The 19,886-nt window shown below is 40.4% G+C and carries 19 protein-coding genes; 15 read left to right on the top strand and 4 right to left on the bottom strand.

Annotation, left to right across the window (positions count from 1 at the left end):
* The first annotated feature begins 8 nt into the window (after window positions 1–8).
* The 3 genes from NQ556_RS14685 to NQ556_RS14675 all read left to right on the top strand — a co-directional run bounded on the left by NQ556_RS14685 (window position 9) and on the right by NQ556_RS14675 (window position 3,487).
* Window positions 9–794, top strand: a complete 786-nt coding sequence (locus tag NQ556_RS14685) for a hypothetical protein (protein ID WP_008368719.1) — start codon at window positions 9–11, stop codon at window positions 792–794.
* Window positions 795–817: 23 nt separating this feature from the next.
* Window positions 818–2,437, top strand: a complete 1,620-nt coding sequence (locus NQ556_RS16485; protein ID WP_008368717.1) for an OmpA family protein — start codon at window positions 818–820, stop codon at window positions 2,435–2,437.
* 66 nt (window positions 2,438–2,503) lie between these two features.
* On the top strand, window positions 2,504–3,487 hold the full coding sequence (locus NQ556_RS14675; RefSeq protein ID WP_008368715.1) for an SseB family protein: 984 nt from the start codon (window positions 2,504–2,506) through the stop codon (window positions 3,485–3,487).
* 231 nt (window positions 3,488–3,718) lie between these two features.
* Here NQ556_RS14675 and NQ556_RS14670 read toward each other — a convergent pair whose 3' ends face one another.
* Window positions 3,719–4,078, bottom strand: a complete 360-nt coding sequence (locus NQ556_RS14670) for a helix-turn-helix domain-containing protein (RefSeq protein WP_008368713.1) — start codon at window positions 4,076–4,078, stop codon at window positions 3,719–3,721.
* Between the two features lie 127 nt (window positions 4,079–4,205).
* Between NQ556_RS14670 and NQ556_RS14665 the strand changes: the two genes are divergently transcribed.
* The 7 genes from NQ556_RS14665 to NQ556_RS14635 all read left to right on the top strand — a co-directional run bounded on the left by NQ556_RS14665 (window position 4,206) and on the right by NQ556_RS14635 (window position 9,136).
* On the top strand, window positions 4,206–4,466 hold the full coding sequence (locus NQ556_RS14665; RefSeq protein WP_044998510.1) for a hypothetical protein: 261 nt from the start codon (window positions 4,206–4,208) through the stop codon (window positions 4,464–4,466).
* Entirely contained in the window at window positions 4,463–4,726 is a 264-nt protein-coding gene (locus NQ556_RS14660) for a hypothetical protein (protein ID WP_008368709.1), read from the top strand. The genes NQ556_RS14665 and NQ556_RS14660 overlap by 4 nt, the downstream gene beginning before the upstream one ends.
* 293 nt (window positions 4,727–5,019) lie before the next feature.
* Window positions 5,020–5,310 carry a hypothetical protein gene (locus NQ556_RS14655; RefSeq protein ID WP_008368707.1) on the top strand — a complete coding sequence of 97 codons (291 nt, stop codon included), beginning with the start codon at window positions 5,020–5,022 and terminating at the stop codon, window positions 5,308–5,310.
* A complete protein-coding gene (locus tag NQ556_RS14650; RefSeq protein WP_008368705.1) occupies window positions 5,307–5,801 on the top strand; it encodes a DUF3368 domain-containing protein in 495 nt (164 codons plus the stop codon). Before NQ556_RS14655 ends, NQ556_RS14650 begins: the two co-directional genes overlap by 4 nt.
* Window position 5,802: 1 nt before the next feature.
* Window positions 5,803–5,913 (top strand): NAD-binding protein, encoded by a 111-nt coding sequence (locus tag NQ556_RS16895; protein ID WP_416387139.1) that lies wholly within the window; start codon window positions 5,803–5,805, stop codon window positions 5,911–5,913.
* A 225-nt stretch (window positions 5,914–6,138) separates the two neighbouring features.
* Entirely contained in the window at window positions 6,139–7,464 is a 1,326-nt protein-coding gene (locus NQ556_RS14640; protein ID WP_008368701.1) for a 2-hydroxyacyl-CoA dehydratase subunit D, read from the top strand.
* On the top strand, window positions 7,445–9,136 hold the full coding sequence (locus NQ556_RS14635) for an acyl-CoA dehydratase activase (RefSeq protein ID WP_008368699.1): 1,692 nt from the start codon (window positions 7,445–7,447) through the stop codon (window positions 9,134–9,136). The genes NQ556_RS14640 and NQ556_RS14635 overlap by 20 nt, the downstream gene beginning before the upstream one ends.
* Window positions 9,137–9,268: 132 nt before the next feature.
* Here the strand turns inward: NQ556_RS14635 and thrH are convergent, their stop codons facing one another.
* Window positions 9,269–9,871, bottom strand: coding sequence for a bifunctional phosphoserine phosphatase/homoserine phosphotransferase ThrH (thrH, locus tag NQ556_RS14630; RefSeq protein ID WP_008368697.1), 603 nt, complete (start codon window positions 9,869–9,871; stop codon window positions 9,269–9,271).
* Between the two features lie 331 nt (window positions 9,872–10,202).
* Between thrH and NQ556_RS14625 the strand changes: the two genes are divergently transcribed.
* The gene (locus NQ556_RS14625) at window positions 10,203–11,372 is read left to right on the top strand and encodes an iron-containing alcohol dehydrogenase (RefSeq protein WP_022219934.1); all 1,170 of its coding nucleotides are present in this window, start codon (window positions 10,203–10,205) and stop codon (window positions 11,370–11,372) included.
* A gap of 133 nt (window positions 11,373–11,505) precedes the next feature.
* Here the strand turns inward: NQ556_RS14625 and NQ556_RS14620 are convergent, their stop codons facing one another.
* Entirely contained in the window at window positions 11,506–12,363 is an 858-nt protein-coding gene (locus tag NQ556_RS14620) for an Rpn family recombination-promoting nuclease/putative transposase (RefSeq protein ID WP_022219935.1), read from the bottom strand.
* A 473-nt stretch (window positions 12,364–12,836) separates the two neighbouring features.
* Window positions 12,837–15,710 (bottom strand): bifunctional diguanylate cyclase/phosphohydrolase, encoded by a 2,874-nt coding sequence (locus tag NQ556_RS14615; protein ID WP_022219936.1) that lies wholly within the window; start codon window positions 15,708–15,710, stop codon window positions 12,837–12,839.
* A 485-nt stretch (window positions 15,711–16,195) separates the two neighbouring features.
* Between NQ556_RS14615 and NQ556_RS14610 the strand changes: the two genes are divergently transcribed.
* The 4 genes from NQ556_RS14610 to NQ556_RS14595 all read left to right on the top strand — a co-directional run bounded on the left by NQ556_RS14610 (window position 16,196) and on the right by NQ556_RS14595 (window position 19,873).
* Window positions 16,196–16,690 carry an NUDIX hydrolase gene (locus NQ556_RS14610; protein WP_008368677.1) on the top strand — a complete coding sequence of 165 codons (495 nt, stop codon included), beginning with the start codon at window positions 16,196–16,198 and terminating at the stop codon, window positions 16,688–16,690.
* A 122-nt stretch (window positions 16,691–16,812) separates the two neighbouring features.
* Window positions 16,813–17,265, top strand: coding sequence for an AfsR/SARP family transcriptional regulator (locus tag NQ556_RS14605; RefSeq protein ID WP_022219937.1), 453 nt, complete (start codon window positions 16,813–16,815; stop codon window positions 17,263–17,265).
* Window positions 17,266–17,540: 275 nt separating this feature from the next.
* Window positions 17,541–19,049, top strand: a complete 1,509-nt coding sequence (locus NQ556_RS14600) for a SpaA isopeptide-forming pilin-related protein (RefSeq protein WP_022219938.1) — start codon at window positions 17,541–17,543, stop codon at window positions 19,047–19,049.
* Window positions 19,046–19,873 carry a class C sortase gene (locus NQ556_RS14595; RefSeq protein ID WP_022219939.1) on the top strand — a complete coding sequence of 276 codons (828 nt, stop codon included), beginning with the start codon at window positions 19,046–19,048 and terminating at the stop codon, window positions 19,871–19,873. The genes NQ556_RS14600 and NQ556_RS14595 overlap by 4 nt, the downstream gene beginning before the upstream one ends.
* Window positions 19,874–19,886: the final 13 nt, after the last annotated feature.

The raw sequence follows: 19,886 nt of genomic DNA, 5'->3' as shown, positions 1-19,886 counted from the left end.
GAGAGAGTATGAGGAATCGAAAGGTTAAAATTTTTGCACTTGTTATGGCAGGTTGTCTGTGTTTATCTGGATTAACAGGATGCGGCGGTGGAATTAAGATGACAACTGACGATACATCGTCCAAATCAGATAGCGGATTGATGGGATCTGCAAAAAAAGAAGCAGAAAAAAGTGATGAATCAGAAGCAGATTCTGCCGATGAAGAGGATAAAATAAGTGATGATATGATTGGGCGCTATGTATCCCAGGGATATGAAAATCCTTCCTTTGGATTTGCAATTAATCTCCCGGATACTTATACATTGGAAAATAGAAACAATGTCGCACTAAACGATGCGGACATTGTAGAATCTTCTAATTCAGAAGGCACTTATGATTATTTAAAATCTTTAATTTCGTTGGGAAGTGCGGTAGTTTTTTCGGCAGAGGATGGGAATACATATATTGAACTGAACATTCAAAATGCAGCGGTTTTAGATAAAACAGCTACATGGGATGAAGAAAAGAATATAGCGGAAAATTCAGTGATGACTGAGGAGGATGCTAAAAAATTGATGGGAGAAGATGCACAGGTTACTGAATTTCAAAATAATGTGGAAGAAATCACATTTTTGGGTGAGAAACATTATGCGGCACAATATACATTTAAGAACTATGATGTTTCGTATTATGGTGTGACTGTCTTTTTGGTGAATGAGCAGGATTCACAGTATATGTTAGCTGTCAATATAATTGGAGTAGATCTGAATGTAGTAGATCAGGCGGATCAGTTCTTTAGTGTATATACGGAGTAAGGTGAAGGGGAAAAAAGAAAGGTATGAAAAAGTTTTGTGTATTGTTTAGCCTTTTGATGTCCACAATGGTGTTTACAGCATGTGGAGCTGGAATTAAGTATAGTAGTGACAGTAATAGTAGTAATAGTAGTGGTAGTAAGCAAACTAAAAATGCAGAGCTGGTGGATTTAGGATCAGATCCGCACGCTTATATGCTTTACGGGACCTATCGGAATGAAGAAAATTATAAAGATGAAGATGGTTCCTATGCGAATGAGCATGCGGATGATTATGGCTATATGACTCTGCAGCTTGAGGATTCGGAAAAATATGAGGTGCAGATTCTTCCGATACAGATATATGCAGACACTGATTTCCTGATTTATGACCTGTCTGGAAAAACAGACAAAGAACTGAAAGAAGAGGAAGGTCTGACAGACCAGCAGATTGGCGCATTGCATGAATATTGGCAATATGATCACATTCGTGCCTCTTTTGTCGAAAGAAAAAAATATAGTGAGGATGGAGAATATTCTTATTCGGTAAATACTCTCTTCACATTTGCCTACGAAGTAGTAGGAGACAAACTCTATATGGGATTGGAAGCTTTGATTATGGATGATGAGGATGAAACTAATCTGGGATATCATGTACAAGATCGCAAGGATTGGGTTGAATACTCTTATGGCTTCGACGGTTTGGATTTAATTTTGTCTAAGGACGGAAAAAGTACAAGACTTAGATCTGCGGATATACTTTATGCAGAAAAAAAGAATGAAGGACTTTATGAATGGGGATATGCCAAAAATTCTAGTTCCGGATATGATGGGATAGTTCATTTGTCTTTGAATACGGAAGACGGTGATGATTCTTATATTGAGTGGGCAGATGGAAGAACAGGTGAGAATGTAAAAACACAGATTGATGGCAATCAGTTTACTCTTACCTGGGACAGCACCTATCGTTACAATTATGATCTTGGAGAATCTGAAGAAGGCGAAGGTGGAAAAATCACAGGGATTTTCCTGATTACTAACCGACCAAATGGAGGAATGGATGGAGGCTTGTCCATCTGTGTTGATGGAAAATGGTATCCTTATGTTTATGATTCCACTGCATATTGGAATGGTGAATTAAGTGATAATTTAGAGACAGATGCTGATGTGAGCAGTATGAGTGAAGATGAGCTGGGAGAGTTAAAAGAAAACCAGACAGCAGTCTCAAGCGGACTCATGGGAGCCTTCAAAGAGCAGGGACTTGATTCTACGAAGATAGACGAGTCGACGGGAACAGTACAGATGGATAATAATGTGCTTTTTGCATGGGATAAGGCAGATTTGTCAGAAGAGGGAAAGGCTTATCTGGATCAATTCCTTGCAGCCTATGTACCGGTAATATCCAGTGCGATAGAAGATGGAAAGGTATCGACAATCGTAGTGGAGGGCTATACCGATTCAGCAGGAGACGAGGCTTACAATTTAAAACTCTCTCAGGAAAGAGCAAAGACTGTTGCAGATTATATTAAAGCAGGTTATCCGGAACTTACGAATGCTATCGAGGTTGTCGGTAATGGAGCAAATAATCTGATTCTGGATGGAGAAGGAAAAGAAGACGCTGCAGCATCAAGACGTGTAGAAGTCAGATATGTCCTGAAGACAGAGTAATGATAAAAATCAAACATAAAATAATATAATAGGAAATAAGAGCAGACACATAAGGAGAAGATAAGAATGGCGGAAAAAATTGATCTTAATACACTTCCGAAGGGACTTACAAAGGAAGAATTTACAGCTTTGCCTAATTTTAAAAAGATACGTTCTTTTTTTACCTGGGCTGGTGTGGTATCTATTGGATCAGGGATATTGATTTGTTCAGAGATAGGAAAGACAGCGGAAAGCGTATTTCAGGCTGGTGGAAGTTATGATGATATGAGCCGGCTATGGGCAGTAAAGCTTAATATGTTGTTTATGATTTTTGATATTGTTATGGGAATTCTTCTGCTAAAAAAGAAAACAACAAAAATGGCGTATATTCTTGCTATAACAGAATTGGTCTATATAGTTCTGGTACTTGTATTAGGCGGGACGATAGGTATTGGGGCTATAGCCTTTTTACTTGCTTTAGCCGGTGCGATCCGGATTGATAAAAAATGGAAACAGTATCAGGAAATATCAGGTGGAAGCAATCAGTTAAACCATACTGGGAATAGTACAGCCGGAACAACACAGAACAACACATATACAGAAATTCACACATCCGAAACTGCTAATAATGGAAGCACCTGGCAGCAGGCGGAAAAAAATAATGATTTTGTATCAGCTGACAGCCCTAAAAGTCTGGAGGAAACACTGAACATTTATAAAAAAGAAAAAAGCTGGTCTGCAGAAAATGATATGATAGAGACTTTGAAGAACAGCAAAGTATGGGTTCCATACATTAGTGAAAAAAATCAGCTGGATATTCTGAAAAATGGAGAAAGATATTATCTTCCAGTGTTTACAAGTAGAGCGGAAATGAAAGAATATGGAAAGAAATTTTCTCAAAGAGAGTTACGCTTTTCTGATGTGATGGATATGGCAAAGAGATCACAATATGCATTAACAGGTCTTGTCATCAATGCGTTTACTGATTCTGTTATTTTGGACTGGAATCAGCTCGGCACGATAAATCCTGGTGGCGATGACGAAGAAGAAGAAACTATGTATACGAGATAGTTGCAAAGAAACCTTACTGATATTCAGAAGTAAAAAACTGAAGATCGGTAAGGTTTTTTACTTCTGAAATTTGGAAGTGATTTTTGCGGAATATTTGAAATAAGAACAACAAATACCCATATGAAAAAATAGGTCTTACTGAATGAAATGGTTCAATTTAGTAAGAACTATTTTGAATTAGTATTTGTAAAATAAGTCAGTTTGTATACTTCTTGCATTATATTTATAAACCTATTTTTCACTATCTGGAGCGGCATTTGATAATGCTTTTGCATAATCTGTAAGTCGTGTTAATTGAGATGCGTTTAGGTTTTTGCATGTTTCGATGAGAAAAAACAGAGAAGGGGATTCATTTTGCACAACTACTATTCTATTTGGAGTCGGATCAGCAGATTTCCCAACGAGGTAATCTGTAGATGTTGAAAAAACTTCAGCCATTTTAGCAATAGTTTGTATAGAAGGATTACGTGAGCCTGCTTCATATCGCAGATATGCGGGCTGAGAAATTTGTACCCTTTTAGCAGCTTCTTGTTTGGTTATTCCCAGTTTTAGTCTACATTCTTTTAATCGTTCTTTATCTAAAATATCCATTACGTTTACTAATACTCCTGTTATTGTTGGAATAATGATATTTATATTTTATCATAAATAACTTGACAATACCATTAGTATATGATTAATATAAAATATACCAATGGTATATTTGGGGGGGCGAAGAATGGGAAAAGAAGAGATTGGAAAACAGATTGACAGTAAGAAATTTAGTAAAACGATGCGGTGCTACGGAGATGACAAACTTGGAAATATTATTAAAGAAATATACTATGACGGTATGAGAGAAGGCTATAATTTAGCCAAATTTCGATTAGAGTTGCTTAATGGTGTGCCACCAGGAGTAGCAGAAAAATATTGGGATGATAATATGGAAAATATTAGAAATGTTTTGAGTTTATGTGAACAGTACGAGGAGTGTGAATGATGATGAATAAAATGCGTGAAATATACGGTGTTGTAAATATGATATTGTTTCCTGAAGATGAGGATCCTGAGATGTTATCATTAGAACTTTTTTCTTCTTTTGCGAAGGCTAAAGAAAGAAGCGAAGAAATAATAAAAGAATTTATTGATGATTATGGTGAAGATTATATTGAGCATGCTACAAAGAAAAATCCAGTAGCAGTCATGGGAAATGGTGATGTGACAGGATATGTTTACATTGTAAAAACACATGCATTATAGCTATTAAATTTGAGTAAGAGATAGAAGAGCAGATATTATATCTTGAAAAAAGTAATTTGCGTAGCAATCAATAAAGAAAATTAAACCTTGAAATATGAACTTGTGGGTTCTGTTTTCCAGAATCCCAAGACACAGCTGGTTTTCTGGATGCTAGAAAAATCAAATTGTGGAGGTTCAAAATTTAGTTGTAGAGAAGAAAAATACTGGCTATAATATAAAAAAAGAAGAGAAATTTTCCCGAAACTTTGTGAAAACAAAGAAGTAAATAAGATAGTATAAAAGGATGTGACATTATGGTAAAAAAGGAATCTGTAACTATTAATGTTCCAACAGGAATGGCAAAATATTTGGTGACGTTGAATCCAGAAGCTGAGCTTACTAGAAATGCGTTATTGTTGTACCCATATATCTTGAATCAAACAATTTCGCATGGGCGCGCAGCGGAAATTCTTGGTATAAGAAAATCAGAGTTGATAGATTTATATGATAAGCTGGGTTATTCTTATTTTGATATGACAATGGATGAACTGGATGATGAACTGGATACTTTCAGGCGGATGAAGGAGAAGGAGGTTTCTGTATGATTGTTGTATCAGATACAACACCACTTATATCGCTTCTTAAAATCAAGCGTGTGGATTTGCTGAAAGAATTATTTGGAGAAGTATTGATTCCACAGGCAGTATTTGATGAATTGACAAGTGATAAGCGTTTTCAAGTGGAAGCAGATCAAATTTGTCAAAAGGAATTCATTTTTGTGAAGCGAGTAAATGTTCCAGAATCCGTTAATATCTTAAAAAGAGCAACTGGACTTGATCAAGGCGAGAGTGAGGCAATTGTTTTGACAGACGAATTGAAAGCAGATATCTTGTTGATGGATGAGGCAAGGGGGAGAAATGTATCTGCTCAAATGGGACTTAGTATAATGGGAACAATTGGAATACTTATGGCTGCTTATGAAGAAAAGGAATTGACAGCTGATGAAGTAAGAGAATGTATTGATGGGTTACAGCGTGCAGGCCGACATATCGGACAGCGGCATTATCAAATGCTGTTAAGCAGATTGAAAGATTAAAATGGAATACAACTTCAAATCAGGGTTTCGTATTGAGTTTCATATCAAAGATCTGAATAATGCGCTGAATGTATCTCACGCAGTAAATGCTTCACTTCCGCTGACTGCATAGTTAATGGAAACCATGCAGTCTCTTAAGGCAGACGGGTGTGAAAAAGAAACTTCCTGCTACTTGGTTTGTGGCAGGAAGCTTTTTTGGTGGGAAAAGAATGGAAAATGAAAACCAGTAGATAGTATTACGTTCCGTTGAAGTCAATAGATTCCTCTTTACTTTCCCGACACAACTGCTATAATATATCAGACAGCAAGTAAAGGCAAAACAGAGAGGAATTCTATAATGGACATTATACAAAAATTTGGTAACGCAGTGAGCAGTATGTCTCTGGAGGATCCCGGGAAGGCGCGCAGGCTTCTTCTTACAGGATACCGACTTCAGGAGAAACGACTGCTCTTTTTTTCAGATAAAAAGCTGCCAAAATCGGGACAGTATGTAGCAAGAATTGTTATGAAAAATATCATCCAGGCACTTTCAAAGCCTGAAAATTCAGCGATGGTCAGCATCTTTGTTCCGGGAGAGCTTTTGACGGCGGCAGGGCTGACTCCGTATTCGGTAGAAGCAATGTCCTGCTTTATCGCGGGAACAAGATGTGAGCAGACATTTTTGAGAAAAACAGAAGAAGAGGGATTTCCGGAAACGATGTGCTCCTATCACAGAGTTTTCCTTGGAGCGGCACTATCCGGACTTGTGCCAAAGCCAAAATGTATGATCTACACAAATCTGGCATGTGACAGCAATATGATGACCTTTCCGTATCTGAAGCAGAAAAATATGCTTCCGGGATTTTTTATAGATGTACCATATGACAAGAACGAAGATTCTGTAAAATATGTGGCAGATCAGCTCCGGGAGTTGAAAGCATTTTTAGAAGATGTTACTGGAAAGAAGATTTCCGAAGAGGCAGTACGGCAGGCGGTCAATAACAGCAACCAGGCAGCCGCATATTATCATGAACAGCTGGCACTGCGCAAAGAACATGATCCGGTCACGAGCCTGACCAATGAGCTGTACGCGATTTTCATGTGCCACCTCATGGCGGGTTCGCAGGAGGCAGTCAAGTACACGAAATTGCTTCTGGAAGATGTGAAAAAGGCACCGAAGAGCGAAGGTCTGCATATTCTCTGGATGCATATGATGCCATTTTTGCAGGAACCGGTAAAGGATATTTTCAATTACAGTGACCAGATTCATATCAGTGCCTGTGACTTTGTGGCAGACGGATTTCAGAAGACACATTATGAAGATCCGTATGAGTCCATGGCAGAAAAGATGGTGAACTGCATTTACAATGGAAGCGTCAAGCAGAGAATCCAGAAGGCAAAAGAGCTTGCGGCGCAGACAAATGTGGATGGAGGAATCCTTTTTACACATTGGGGATGCAAAGGTACGATCGGAGCTTCCAGTCTGATCAAAGGATCGCTTGAGGAAGCAGGGATCCCGACCATGATCCTTGATGGAGATGGATGTAATCCGGCAAACAGCAGTGATGGACAGATTTCTACAAGACTTCAGGCTTATATGGAGATGCTGAAGGTAAATAAAGCAGAAAAATATGCCGCAAATCACGGAAAGGGGGCTGGGTCAGATGATACATTATGTCTGTAAATATACACCGGTAGAGTTATTGAATGCATTTGGAGAAGAGTGTGCCGTACTGGAGGAAATGCCGGAGAACTTTGAAATGTCGGATCAGATCGCACACGCAAATCTGTGCGGCTTTGGGAAATCTGTGATTCAGGCAGTTCTGGAAGGAAAGGTCAAGCAGCTTGTACTTGTGAACTGTTGTGATTCTGCACGGAGAGTTTATGATATTGTAGAGAGCACCGGAAAATGCAAATTTTTATATATGCTGGATCTTCCGCATGAAGATAATGAATGTGAGAAGGTAAAGTATGCACAGGCAATCATGCGTCTGAAAAAAGCATACGAAAAATTTTCCGGAAAAACATTTGATAAGGAAGCATTTTTAAATTCATTTACAGAAAATGAGACAGAAATGAAGCCATACATTGGTCTGATGGGTGTGCGTGTAACGGGTATTCTTGAAAAAATGATCCGGGATAATATTCAGATGGACGTGGACAATCTTACCTGCACCGGCGGAAGACAGCTTGCAGTTGTTCCGGAGCAGATGAGACAGATGGATGAAGAAAAAATGTTTCTGGCTTATGCGGATGCCCTGCTTTGCCAGATCCCATGTTTCCGAATGAATAACAACACTCGGAGAAATCAGCTGTATCTGGATCCAAACCTGAAGGGAATTATTTATCATACGATCAAATTCTGTGATTATTATGGATTTGAATATGCGAGCATTAAAAAGAATATCAAAGTACCGCTTCTGAAAATCGAGACGGATTTTACAAGTCAGAGCGCTGGACAGTTACTGACGAGAATCCAGGCATTTGCAGAAACGATTGAAGGATCGGAAGACATGGATCCGGGAAAAGGAATCAGTGAGGAGGCAAGAAAAAAGATGGAGTCAGGAATATATTATGTAGCAGGGATCGACAGTGGCTCTACAAGTACAGACGTTGTGATTTTGGATCAGGACGGAAAAATTAAATCTACGATGATCATTCCGACAGGCGGCGGAGCGATGATGAGTGCGGAGAAAAGTCTGGATCTTGCTGTAGAGAAGGCAGGAATTAAGGAAGAAGAAATCGTTAGAATTGTCACGACGGGATATGGACGTGCTTATATTGAAAGCGGGGATGACAGTATTACAGAGATCACCTGTCATGCCAAAGGTGCGCATTACCTGAACCCGAATGTGCGGACGGTGATCGATATCGGCGGACAGGATATCAAGGCAATCAGCATCGATGAAAATGGCGCAGTAAAGAATTTCCTGATGAATGACAAATGTGCGGCAGGAACCGGAAGGTTTCTGGAAATGATGGCACGGACTTTGGGACTTTCTCTTGAAGAGATGAGTACAAAAGGATTGGAATGGAAGGAAAATATTGTGATTTCCAGTATGTGTACGGTGTTCGCTGAGTCAGAGGTGGTATCACTTGTGGCTCAGAATAAAGATGTGGCAGATATCATCCATGGTCTGAATGTGTCGGTTGCTTCGAAAGTAGGAGCACTGGCGGCACGTCTTGGGAAAAAGAATCCGGGAGAATATATGATGACAGGCGGAGTGGCAAAGAATCCTGGAATCATCAAAGCACTGGAAGAAAAGCTGGATGCGAAATTGTATATTTGCGACGAGGCACAGCTTTGTGGTGCACTTGGAGCTGCATTGTTTGCATATGAGAAGTGCAGTGTGTAGAGGCTGTGTTTGTAATCACCGGACATTATTTTATATTGCATAAAAAAGAGAAACCTTACCAATTTTCAGACGTAAAAATTGAAAACCGGTAAGGTTTTTTACGCATATCGCCATGCAATATGCAATTATCTTTTATTTCATTGCATCTTTAATTGCGCCAAGCAGCTCTTCATAGGTTTCATATGCCGGGATCTGCGGATAATCCGCTTTGATCTTGTCTGTTGAACGGAATAAAAATCCTGCCTTACTTGCCTGGATCATACCCAGATCGTTGTAAGAATCCCCACTTGCAATCGTTTCAAATCCGATGGATTGCAGTGCCTTTACGGTTGTTAGTTTGGAATTTTCCACACGCATTTTGAAGTCTGTGATCTCGCCGTTTTCTGCAATTTCCAGACTGTTGCAGAAAAGCGTCGGATGACCAAGCTTTTCCATGAGCGGCATTGCAAATTCGGTGAAGGTATCACTAAGAAGGATTACCTGGGTGAAGGAACGTAGCTCATCCAGGAAGTCTTTTGCGCCCGGAAGCGGATCAATCTTGGAAATTGTTTCCTGAATTTCTTTGATCCCGAGACCATGCGCTTTTAAAGTATCCAGTCTCCAACGCATCAATTTGTTATAATCAGGTTCATCTCTTGTGGTCCTTTTCAGTTCCGGAATTCCACTTGCTTCTGCAAATGCAACCCAGATTTCCGGTACAAGTACTCCTTCGACATCCAGACAAGTAATATACATATGTTAACCCTCCTGTACTTTCTGTTTTTTGCTTTCTATCATACCATATATCTGTTTATTTTGCATTCTTTTTTGTAATTGATCAAAAATTGTGGGAGAGAAACCTGTATAAACTGCATGATGGTATGGAAAACCATGTAAAGAAGTCAGTCGGGAAAATTGCGGGTTCCATTTTGGAATGTGTGCAAACCGGAAGGATATTGACGATAAATTTTTTCAGGGACTATAATATAAGTATCTGTGGCAAAAGAGGGATGTTTCGGAATGGATTATTGAAAAAAGAAAATCTGCCGAAACATATTTTGCTTAAATTACATAAAGGAGAAAAAGGATGAATAACTTTATTTTTGAAAATAAAACGAAAGTATATTTCGGGAAAGGATGTGTCGGCGAGTATCTGCCGAAAATCGCTGCGGTGCATGGGGATAAGGTTCTGCTTGCCTATGGCGGCGGCTCGATCAAGAAAAATGGAGTTTATGAGGAAGTCATAGCGGCACTTGAAAAAGCCGGGAAAACGATCATTGAATTTCCGGGGATCATGGAAAATCCGACTTATAAGAAGGTGCTTGAAGGCACAAAGCTGGTAAAGGAAAAACAGGTGGACTGGATCCTTGCAGTCGGCGGCGGTTCGGTTATGGACTGTAGCAAGGCAATTTCCATGGCAGCGGTCAGCGAGAAAGATGTGTGGGATGAGTACTGGGCGAAGAAGGGTGTTGTGGATTTTGAACCGATGCCACTTGGCGTGATCGTAACAGCGTCCGGAACAGGCAGCGAGTGCAACGGGGGAGCAGTTATTACCAATGAAGAGGTCATGATAAAGACAGACCGGGATTATCCGAAATGCAATCCGGAATTTGCATTAATGGATCCGACTTACACTTATACTGTTCCGACAAAACAGATGGTGGCAGGAAGCTTTGATATCCTGTCTCACGTTATGGAGACTTATTTCAGTGAGCCGGACGAGGATAACGTATCAGATGATATTTCGGAAGCTCTGATGCGCGGCGTGATAACAAGTCTTCGTGCGGCATTGGTAAATCCGGAGGATTATACAGCAAGAAGTAATCTGATGTGGCTGTCTACCATGGCGGAGAACCGGATCATCAAGCTCGGCAAAAAATGTGATTTTGAATGCCATCAGATGGAGCATCAGATCAGTGCTTATACCAACTGCAGTCATGGATGTGGACTTGCTGTGCTGCATCCGGTTTATTATCGGCATATCTGTCAGGCAGGCGCAAAGAAATTTACCCGGTTTGCGGAAAATGTATGGAGAATTCCGAGAAATGGACGTACCGATGAAGAGATGGCTGAAGCTGGCGTAGAGGCATTGGCTGATTTTATCAGAGAGATCGGACTTCCGACAACACTTCGGGAAGTAGGCGTGGAGAAAAAAGAGGATCTGAAAGAAATTGCGGATTCTTGTTATCTGGTGGATGGAAGTTATAAGAAGATGACACATGAGGAGATTCTGGAAATATTTCTGGAGTGCTTCTAGCTAATTGGAATGGAACTGAAAGAGATTAAAGGGATCCCTGTGCCGTAAATGGTGCAGGGATCTCTTGCTGTCGTGATCTGGTATGCAGGAAAAGATATCAGTGATAGTTTTTCTCTTTCTGGCTAGCATTTAGCTATTGTAATTCGTTAATAATTGTTTCAATGGTTGCGATATCTTCTTCCAGCATATCTGCGATTTGTTCTTTGGAATATTTTTTTTCTAATTTCTTTTTGACCTGACTTTTTAAAAGGTCATTTTTTCCTTGAGTTTTTCCCGTCTCGATTCCAGCTTCCTCACCCTCAGCAAAGGCTTTTTGCCGTTCTATTTCTCTTTCTTCCCATGCCCGCATGAACTTCGCCTCCATTTTCTTGTTCGACCTGATCTGACAGACTTTCTGATGGAGCAATTTAATCTTCTGGCTTGTGCACGAACCCGCGACCTCATTCGTTGATTTTTCCATGTAATGAAGTAACTCTATCAGTTCCGGTGATACCATTTCAGGATGCGTGCCATGGCAGTTCAGAAAAATACGTGTTGCATCATCTTGCAGATCAAGATCTGGACATTCTTCGCATTTCATTCGGAAAGTATACTTGTAAAATCCTTTTCCGAATGGATCAAAGGGCATGATCAGAATGATAAAAGCTCGATTTAGTTTATTGAAATCAACGCTTCCAGGCGGTAGCAGATTACTGTCCAGTACCGCCTGATAGAAGCGGCTGCGTTTGGGAAGATTCTTTGTATCTTCCTTCTGCGCTTCTGTATCGTACACAGTATCATCGTCATCCCATGCATAGACATCTAATCGGACCTGCCGGTTATCCGGAAAAGTCCGTATTTCTTTTTCAGAATGTGGTGGCAATCTAAGTGGGATATCCTGCCCCAGAATAATATCCAGTACCGTTTTCATATTCTCTGAATCTTCCATTGCTTCATCGAATAAAAATCTGTCCAACAGATTAAGTTTTGAGAATTCTTTTCTTTTGTTCATTTGTTTCTCCTTTCATTAGATAAAAATGTTCCGAAAGGAGAAAGGCTATATGATTATATTAACATATGACGGGAATATGTAAAAGAGGCGATCTCAATCCGGATATTTTCAGTTGTCGTTCATTGTCGGAAAAAGTTGCCGGAAACTGGCTCCGAAAATGAGATTGGGTTGAATAGATAAGGTTGCAAACAAGAAGAAGTTTGTTTGCGTATGGATATCGTAGCATAAGTCTGCTGAAACGGCAATTTCGAAAACAGTCGGAAAATTTCGTTGGGATTTCTATAGACAATATTTGCAGGCGCAGTGATCGTGGTGGCACTGCTGACCGGAAAGGTCAGAGGAAGAAAAGAATAAACAAGTAATACAGAAAAATGAGGAAAACATCGAAGTGAAAACCGGTTGTTTTCCTCATTTTTTAATAAGTTTGGAAAATTGCATTTCACAGCAGATAAAAGTCTCAGGTAGTAAAATTTCTATACTGGATGGATATCTTGGTTAAGGTGATCTGAAGTGTTTTGAGGATTTGTTTCCTCCGAGTGTTCATTCACCGGAAGATATTCATACTTCGGAATGAAATCCCGTTTATCGTACAGTTTATAATACTGAATGAAAATACGGTCCATAACTTTTGGAATCTGACTTTCATCTGATTCAAATAAAATGATCAGATACTGCATGGCACTATACCGTGTACACACGTCAATCCTACGGATCTTGTGACGGATCGCTTCCTCCATGTATTCCAGTGCCTGTTCAATATTTTCAATATACATCATAGAATCCGGAGCGGTTTCCATTGTGACCATGACCAGGAAACAATGGTATTTATGTCGTTCTCCAAGTTGGTTGATGTACTCATAAATCTTAGAAAATTCACGGTAATTAAGATTAAGTGCTCCGGAATAGTTTCCGCTGTTGCGAAGTGCTTTTGCCACAAGGGAAAGATCTTTTGCTACGCTGGAAACCGGGAATACGGTATTGTCCATCTGTTGATAGAAAAAGAAATTGTGTTTTCCGTTTTGCTTGACATAATAGAGTGCTTTATCTGCTTTGGAAGAACACTCGTCAAAGGAATCTCCCTTGGTACACATGCAAAGTCCGGCAGAAATGGATGCAACACGGATCTCAAAATCTTTTTTCTTCTCAGAATCAAAGCGGGAAAACAGAGTTTCCATAAGCTCGGATATTTCATTTTTACCGGCATCCGGTACAAAAAGAAGGAATTCATCGCCACCAAACCTGCAGCCAACCGAATTTCCGATATGCTCGGAGAGGAGAGCTCCAAGTGCTTTCAGTGCACGGTCGCCGGCTTTATGACCGTAGATATCATTTATCTTTTTCAGATTATCCATATCCATAAAGATCAGACAGCCATTGTGTTCCTGCATCAGCTGTGCGATCATTTTCTGACCGGTATTTCGCATAGGGAGTCCGGTAAGAAGGTCAAAATTTTCTACTTCCTCCTGGCTCTTCATCGTATTCATAACATTGGAAATGAAGTTGCTGATTTCAAATTCCATGCCAGGAAGAGCTGGCTCGTCATCAATTTCCAGATAAGTATCTGTGATCGTCAGACGATTCTCATCCATCAGTCTGAGAAAAATATCTGCGATTTCCGGATCGAACTGAGTTCCTCTGTTTTTGCGTATTTCTTCATAAATTGTTTCTTTTGGAAGAGAATTACGGTAAATACGGCGGGAATTCATTGCGTCATAGCTGTCAGCAACAGCAACGATTCGCGCATGGATCGGAATTTCTTCACCTTTTAGACCGTCCGGATAACCATGGCCATCATAACGCTCATGATGAGATCGGGCAACTTCGGTTACATGATTGATGATCGAAACATTTTTCAAAATCTCAGCACCAATAACCGTATGTTCCTTAATAACAGCGTACTCTTCGTTTGTCAGTTTGGATGGCTTGTTTAAAATAATATCAGGGATGCCGACTTTTCCGATATCATGCAGATGAGCTGCATGTCGGAGATTGACGATTTCAGAGCGATTCCAACCCATTTCCTGCGCAATCAGTGCAGAGTATTCCGCAACACGATGAGAGTGCCCTCTGGTGTATTCGTCCTTGGCCTCGATGGTTGTAGAGAGAGTCTGCATCATCTGTAAGGAAATTTTTTCCATCTGCCGTTTACGTTTCAAAAGCTCTTCTTTTTGACGATGCATTTCAATGGTATGCACATTCTTTATTGTACGGATAATGTTAATGAAAAGAAGGATCAACATGCTGCCACCAATAAAAAGACCGGAAATCAAAACTACAAAATATGTAGAAATGGATTCGATGGCGATGGCAAGCATTGCAATGATCAGGCCAATCAGCACCAATTTGTTTTTCCGGTATTCTTTCTTTCGCATATCCAGACAGAAAGTCAGGAAAACCAGAAAGAAGGTGACTGCAAGAATCACGTGGGCGCCCGGCAGAGTTTCAATAAAATCAGCAGTGCCAGTCAGATGAAGAACCAGACAGATCAAAAAGTTACCAAATGCCGCACAGCCGAGGTAAAAGTAAGGCTTTTTATAACGCCCCTGCTGAATGAGATCTGCATAAAAAAGTACCGGGATCGGAACGAGCATGATCATCACAAAGCATAAAGTCCCCAGTGCAGATGGATTCGGAACTATAAGCTGTCTGAGCTTGGATTCGCCGAGCATCCATGTAGCTCCCATGGTCATGCACCATCCAAGATATTCCATATCGAATTTTCTGTCATAGACAATTCCGAGTGCGATACTGAAAAGGATGGTAATGATACCGGCGAACAAGATAAAGAAAGCAATAATAGTCTCAAGCCCGTAAGATTCAAAAATATATTCCCAGATATCACTCTTGTCTCCGGAATAGATCTCATTGACTACACCGGAATAGTTAGAGGTATTGGTAGTCAGCTCAATACGGAGTTCTTTTCCTGCATCTGCTGCTGAAGTAGGACAGAAAACATAACAGCTGGCAGAATTTTTCCCAGTCAGTCGATGGTCTTTGGTTGAGTATTCAGTGCGAAGCACTCCGTCAATATAGAAACGGATATCCTGCAGAGAGGAACGTATAGCAAGTGAACTTTGCGTATAATTTTCAGGAAGTGTTGTGGTAATGACCATAGTCTCTTTTGCAGGAACATTGTAATGTCCGGGGACGGCAATCTGTTCTTTGCTTCCATCGGAGTGAATCCAGGTAAAAGTACCACGATATGTGATGTCGCTGGATTGGATTTTGGCATTGTGATTGTTAATTCCTGTGAATTGTATTACCAGAAACCAGATAAGTATCAGGAACATCAGAAGATAGTAAAATCCGATCTGGATTTTGCTTATTTTATAGTTTTCTTTTGTCAAAACAGAGACTCCTTATCTACAATTTTGGTCTATTTGAAGATATTATACGATGTGAGTGTCAAAAGTGAATTTTGCCACTTACTGATGTAACCGGATTGCTCCATTGCTACGCAATTCCCACAATCCTTAAACATCATTATACTATTTGCGGACAATATTTGCAATTAAAGAGAAGGAGGAATGGTGGAAAAAGACAGGTCATGGCAGTTGAGAAATACCAGAAGATAGATTATAATTTTCATAAAATATTGATACCAGGGTCAAAAGGTCAGAAAGCCGATGCAAGCTTGCTTGCAAGAGGTTTTTTGACCTCTTGACCCGCCAAAAATATGAGTAAGTAGCCATTTTTTAAAGAAAAATGAGCGGATTACGAATGTTTTTGAGGATTGCGAGAGTGCAAAGCACGTAGCAATCTGGTATCAAAGGGGTCAAAATACCTTTTGACCCAAACATCAAAATATTTTGTGTATGAAAGGGAACGTAAAATGGTAAAATTAAGCACACTTTGTTATATTGAACAGGATGGAAAATATCTGATGCTTCACCGGACTGTCAAAGAAAATGATATCAATAAAGACAAGTGGATCGGAGTAGGCGGTCATTTTGAAAAAGGGGAAAGCCCGGAGGAATGTCTTCTTCGTGAGGTATGGGAAGAGACGGGATACACGCTGACATCCTGGAGATATCGTGGGATTGTAACCTTTGTATATGGCGAAGACGTAGTAGAATATATGTCGCTTTATACGGCAGATGGTTTTACAGGAACGCCGATTGCGTGTGATGAAGGAGAACTGGAATGGGTAGAAAAGTCTAAGATCGGAGAACTGGAATTGTGGGAAGGGGATCGGATCTTTTTTGAACTCCTTGAAAATGAGCAGCCGTTTTTCTCATTAAAGCTTGTATATAACACAGATGATGTTCTGGAATATGCAGCGTTAGATGGAAAAGAGATGAAAGATTTCAGAAGAAGAGAATGTTAAAGTGGGATGTCGAATAGTGTGAAAAAGTTACGAAAGTAATGTTTTGGCATGGAATGTTGAGTCTGCTCATTTGGATAGTGTATGATGATAAAGATTCTCATTAAATGAAGGGGGAAAAGAGAATGTATAGTGAGTTGACAAAGATGGAAGAGAAAAGGATTGTAATCCGCACATTCGGTTATTTTGATATTTTTGTGGATGGGGAAACGATCCCTTTTTCATGTAAGAAAGCCAAAGAACTGTTGGCACTTCTGGTTGACAGAAGAGGAGGATTTGTGACGACGGGGGATGCGATCAGTTATTTATGGGAGGATGAATGTACAGAAAAAAGAATAAAAGATAAATTCCGCAAAGTGGTAAAAGAACTTCGGAGAACGTTAAATGCATACGGAATCGAAAGAGTCCTGCACCGGGTAAATCAGGAGAGCCGTATCCGCACAGAGCATGTGGAGTGTGATCTGTATGACTACCTGGAGGATGAGGAAAAACATAAAAAGCTGTTCAAAGGAGTGTATATGACGAATTACAGCTGGGCGGAAAACACTTTGGGAACGTTGTTGAATCAAAAAGAATAATGGGAAATATAGCAAAAATCGGGAGACTGTTATCAGACAGCCTCCCGATTTTTTTGAAGAGATTTTATTGGACTACACATTTTTTGTACAGTTTTTTGATTGTGAATGTCTGCTGTAAAAGGAATAAAAAATGAATGGTTCAAAAGATTTTGTAAAAGAAACAAAAAAAGGATGAAAAAGAAACGGTTTTTGGACGGAAAAGAAACGGAAATCGGTTGTATGGATGTGTAAAATGAGGAAAGGATCCGAAAATAAAAAGAAAGAGAGGAAAAAGAATGAGACAATTGAGACGGCTGTTATCCGTTTTGGTAATGGCAGTAACGATCGTGGGGATGTCGATGACGGCATTTGCACAGGAAAGTGTATCGGGGGCAGGAGGTAATGGCAGTATTACGATTGAGAATGCATCAAAAGGGATTGTATATTCTATCTATAAAGTATTTGATGCAAAAGTGAATGCGGAAAGGACTTCGGTAGCGTATAGTACAAAAAATTTTGTAGATAATCCGTATTTTGAGAAAGATTCGGTAGGAAACATATCGGCGAAAAAAGAAGCATATAAAACAGATTCTAACGAACAGCTTTCAGAAGGTGCAATTGAATGGATTAAGGAGAATGGAACAAAGATATGCAGTAAAACTTCCGATGGCTCTATATTAAAAATCACCGGTCTTCCATACGGCTACTATTATGTCACCAGCACTTTAAAAGATGGCGGTATGATCATGGTAACGAGTGTTGCAAAAGACGCGCAGATCGTGGACAAAAACAGTAAGGAGCCGCAGTGGACTCCGGGGAATGACGGGAATGCCGGAGGGAAAAGTATTGTACTTGACGATGGTAAACAGGTAAAGGAAAATAATGTCAGTATCGGTGAAATGGTTCATTTCCGTTTACAGATCAACACCTCGAATTATGTTGCAGACAAGCAGATCAAGGAATTCATTATTGAAGATACTCTTCCGACCGGATTTGATGCAGCAAAGATCACATCTGTGATGATTGAAGAAGAACCGCTGGAACAGTTTGAAAATACAACTTTCCCGGTTACGATCCCTTGGGCAGCGGATGAAGGAGAAAATGGCTGGAAAAATCTTTATGATACCGGGGCAAGAATTACCATTGATTATACGGCTGTGTTAAACGATAAAGCAGTGATTGACGGTGAAGGAAATAAGAACAGTGCCAGATTTTCATGGAATTATACGACAGAGGAACCGGGAAAAAGCTCGATAGAGGACTCTACAACAACAGATACCTATGCGGTTGTGATCCAGAAGGTCAATGAAAAAGGAGGGGCACTTACCGGAGTGGAATTTGAAGTGCCGTTCCCGGTTCAGGCAGAAGAAGAAAGCGGTGTGTATACTGTAAAAGGCGGACAGACCGGAACCGGAAAGGTGAAAGCCGGAAGTGATGGAGCTGTGGTGATCAAAGGTCTGAAGATGGGTGATTACAGAGTTACAGAAACAAAAGCACCAGAAGGATATAACAAGCTGACGGAGTCATTTCTGGTAAGTGCCGAAAAGATCAGGGCGACAAGGACGGACGCCAGCACATATCTTGATGAAAACGGAAATGTTACAGAAAGCGAGACTGAGACAAAGGTAACTTATACAAATGCAAATTTTGCAGCAAAGGTAAAAGTTGTTGTAAATAAATCAGGAAAACTTCTTCCGGGGACAGGTGGAACAGGTGAAATGATCTTTACGGTCAGTGGAGTACTGATTGCAATTGTTGCAGGAGTTGTCCTGTTGAATACAAAAAGACGAAAACGAATTGTATGATAGTGAATGAGCCGGAACGAAGGGGAAGACTTTTCTTTTTTATATGGACAGGAATCCTTCTTGTGGGAATCGCGGTCATGCTCTATCCAAAAGTCGGAAAGATCTGGAATGCCGGTCGGCAAAGCAGGGTGGTAGATGGATATGAAAGGTCAGTGGAGAAGCTGGATGTCAGGAAGGAAGAGGAAATGATCGCACAGACAAGAGCGTATAATGTGATGCTTCTGGAACAGAATAACCCAGTGCCGAATGACAAAAATGCTGATAGTTATGGAGCACTTTTGAATATGACATCTGACGGTGTGATGGGATATCTGGAAATTCCGGAAATCCGGGTGAAACTTCCGATTTACCATGGAACTGGTGATTTTGCAATCTGCAATGGCGCAGGACATGTGGAAGGAAGCAGTTTCCCGATAGGCGGAAAGGGAACACATGCGGTGCTTTCTTCCCACAGAGGACTGCCGGGGGCGAAACTTTTCTCGGATCTGGACAAGCTGAAGGTGGGAGACTATTTTACAATTACAGTGCTCCGGCAGACGATTTTCTATCAAATCGATCGGATCGATATTGTAGAACCGGAGGAAACGGGACTGCTTGCCCTGGATAAGGAGAAGGATTATTGCACATTACTGACATGTACGCCTTACGGTATCAATACCAAACGGCTTCTGGTGCGGGGCGTACGCTGTGAGGTGACGGAGAGAGCGGAGCCAATCCTGACAGGAGAGAAGACGTATCGGAGATGGTATGCTGCAATCGGTCTTAATGTACTCGTTGCAGGCATGATCTTGTGCTGGAAAAGGAAGAAAAAAAGAAGAGGATAAATATAAATGAGGG

The organism is Coprococcus comes ATCC 27758 (genome assembly GCF_025149785.1).
In the GTDB taxonomy this organism is placed as follows: Bacteria; Bacillota; Clostridia; order Lachnospirales; family Lachnospiraceae; genus Allocoprococcus; species Allocoprococcus comes.
Note: the sequence above shows the minus strand (reverse complement) of the source record. Positions and strands in the feature narration are given on the sequence as shown.